Raw genomic sequence first — 2,950 nt, 5'->3', positions numbered from 1 at the left:
AGTGAGCGGCGGATGTCTCGCGTCCGCGGGCAGCAGTTGGCCATGGTCTTCCAGGAACCGATGACGGCACTGAACCCGACCATGCGAGTAGGCGACCAGGTCGCCGAGGCGATGCTGATCCACCGCACCAAACCCAACCGTCGCGCTGCTCGTGCCGCAGCTCTCGAGTTGCTGGAACTCGTCGGCCTGGCCGGCACGATGCGTGCCTATCCGCATCAACTATCTGGGGGCCAACGGCAACGAGTAGTCGTAGCGCTTGCCCTGGCCAACGATCCCGCACTACTCATCTGCGACGAACCGACGACAGCCTTGGACGTGACAGTCCAGGCGATGGTCCTCGACCTGATCATGCGCGGAGTCGCGGCGCGCGAATCCGCCTTGCTGTTCATCACCCACGACCTGGCAGTAGTCGCGACGGTCTGCCAACGCGTCCTCGTCATGTACGGCGGCCGGGTGGTCGAATCTGGTCCCGTTCAGGAGGTCTTCACCCGGCCCCGGCATCGCTACACCCAAGGTCTTCTCGCTGCATCCGACCTCGAGACAGCCGAACGCCGCCTGCCGACCATCCCGGGCAACGTCCCTCCCGCCGGCCAGTTCCCCGACGGCTGCGTTTTCCGAACCCGCTGCCGCCACGCCACCGACCTCTGCGCGACCCTTCCACCCTGGAGCGGCCCCGCCGAACACGGCTACGCCTGCCACCACCCAGCCACCACCGCCACGGTAGAGGTCTCCCATGCCTAAACCCGTAATCCAGGCGACCGTGACCTCCGCGAACTGGGCTTCGCCTGACGTGCGGCTTGCACGTCCCCGGCTTGGATGGCGCCCGCCCGAGCCCGTCATCCAGGCGACCGATCCCGTGGTGGTGGCACATGCCTGAGCCCATCATCAAGGTGACTGAGGTCGTGCGCGACTACCCCCGACCTCGCACTTCGTTGTTGCGCCCGGCACCGGTTGTCCACGCGCTGCGCGGGGTCAGCCTCGAAGTACAGGCCGGTGAGCGCTTCGGCATCGTCGGCGAATCAGGCTGCGGCAAGTCCACCCTGCTCCGCATCATCGCCGCCCTGGATCGAGCAACCTCCGGCCAGGTCGTTGTCGAAGGCACCGACATCACCCGCCTCCCCGAACGCCGCCTCCGCTTCCTCCGCGAGAACCTCCAACTGGTCTTCCAGGACCCGATGAGCTCGCTCGATCCGCGGATGCGCGTCCGCGACATCATCGCCGAACCTCTTGTCGTACAAGGGCATCCCGCCTCGGGAGAGCGCGTTCGCGAGTTGCTCGAGGCTGTTGGTCTGTCCGCGGACGCGGGGGACCGGTACCCACACCAGTTCTCCGGCGGCCAACGCCAGCGCATCTCGATCGCCCGCGCTATCGCACCCCGTCCCCGGATCCTGATCGCCGACGAACCAGTGAGCGCTCTCGACGTCTCCGTCCGAGCCCAGGTCCTGAACCTCATCTCGGACCTCGTCGACGAACTCAACCTGACCCTGATCTTCGTCTCCCACGACCTCTCCGTGATCAAACACGTCTGCAACCGCGTCGCCGTGATGCACGCCGGCGAAATCGTGGAAACCGGCTACACCGGCGACGTCTACGCTGCCCCCCGCCACGCCTACACCCGCCGCCTGGTCTCCTCCATCCCCACCCTCACCCGAGCCCTAACCGGCACCACCACCGCCGACCTAGTAGAGGGGGACCCCACATGACTAGTCGTTCAGTTCCGTCCGTCGGCGAGCGACCGTTCCCTGCGGGGCTTCCGGTGGGGGAGTCGTGGGTTGAGGTGTCGTCGACGGCGCCGGTTTACTTCCCGTACGACGGGTCTGTGGTCGCGGAGGCGCCCGTGGGAGATGTCGGGCTGGCTCGTCGGGCTCTCGAGATCGCGCTCTCTTCGCGTTCCGAGGTTGGCCGCCTGCCTTCGCATGTGCGCAGGTCAGCGCTTCAGGGAGCGCTCTCTGCCGTCTCCCAACACCGCGACGCCTTCATCGATCTGCTCGTCCTCGAGACCGGCAAGCCGCTCGTCGACTGCCGGGTAGAGCTCGAGCGCACCCTCCTCACCCTGCAAACCTCAGCGGAGGAAGTGGCGAGGCTCCACGGCGAAACCGTTCCGCTCGACCTCCTGCCAAGCGGAGACGGGCTGATGGGTTTCTGGGTACGGAAGCCGATAGGCGTGGTCATCGGGATCACCGGCTTCAACTACCCGCTACTTCTGGCGTCGCACAAGATCGCTCCCGCCCTCGCGGCCGGTTGCCCGATCATCATCAAACCCGCGCCCCAGACTCCGCTTGCGACGCTCTGGCTGGTCCACCTCATCCGCGAAGCCCTCGTCGCCGCCGGCGGACCTGCGTCAGCGGTGCAACTGGTTACCGGGGGAGTAGAGGTCGGCTCCAGCTTGACCACCGACCGCCGAATCGGTGCTGTCTCCTTCACCGGATCAGCCGCAGTCGGTCACCAGATCGCCCGCGACGCAGCACCCACCAAGGTCCTCCTGGAACTCGGCTCAAACTCAGCCCTAGTAGTCGCGGAAGACGCCGACCTCGACGCAGCAGCCGACGCCGTAGTACGGGGTGGGTACTACGCCTCCGGCCAAGCCTGCATCTCGGTTCAACGCGTCATCGCCGTCGAGTCAATCCGCGCCGACCTGCTAGAGAAGATCCAGCAGCGCCTCGCCTCGGTGGTAGTCGGCGACCCCCGCAACGAGACCACCCGAGTAGCGGCCCTGATCGACCCCCGCTCCACCACCCGAGTCCGCACCTGGATCAACGAAGCCCTAACCGCCGGCGCCACCCTCGCCTACCCACCCACTACCTCCACTAGCCCCACTGCCGCCGCCGACACCACCAGCGCGACCAGCACCAGCGCCAGCGACGCGGGCACCACGACGCCCAGCACCAGCGCCAGCGACACGGGCACCACGACGCCCAGCACCAGCGCCAGCGACACGGGCACCACGACG

3 protein-coding genes are annotated in these 2,950 nt (G+C 67.1%); all 3 read left to right on the top strand.

Annotated features, from left to right (window positions below):
* Positions 1 to 741 (top strand): ABC transporter ATP-binding protein (locus VFG33_RS12730; RefSeq protein ID WP_325025849.1); only part of this gene is annotated, 741 nt, incomplete at its 5' end.
* Positions 742 to 869: 128 nt separating this feature from the next.
* A complete protein-coding gene (locus VFG33_RS12725; protein ID WP_325025847.1) occupies positions 870 to 1,703 on the top strand; it encodes an ATP-binding cassette domain-containing protein in 834 nt (277 codons plus the stop codon).
* A partial coding sequence (locus tag VFG33_RS12720) for an aldehyde dehydrogenase family protein (RefSeq protein WP_325025846.1) occupies positions 1,700 to 2,950 on the top strand: 1,251 nt, incomplete at its 3' end. The genes VFG33_RS12725 and VFG33_RS12720, both read left to right, overlap by 4 nt.

The organism is Kribbella sp., assembly GCF_035687465.1.
In the GTDB taxonomy this organism is placed as follows: domain Bacteria; phylum Actinomycetota; class Actinomycetes; order Propionibacteriales; family Kribbellaceae; genus Kribbella.
Note: the sequence above shows the minus strand (reverse complement) of the source record. Positions and strands in the feature narration are given on the sequence as shown.

Coding starts and splice junctions, on each gene's coding strand:
- VFG33_RS12725 (WP_325025847.1), top strand. CDS start 870: ATGCCTGAGCCCATCATCAAGGTGACTGAGGTCGTGCGCGACTACCCC.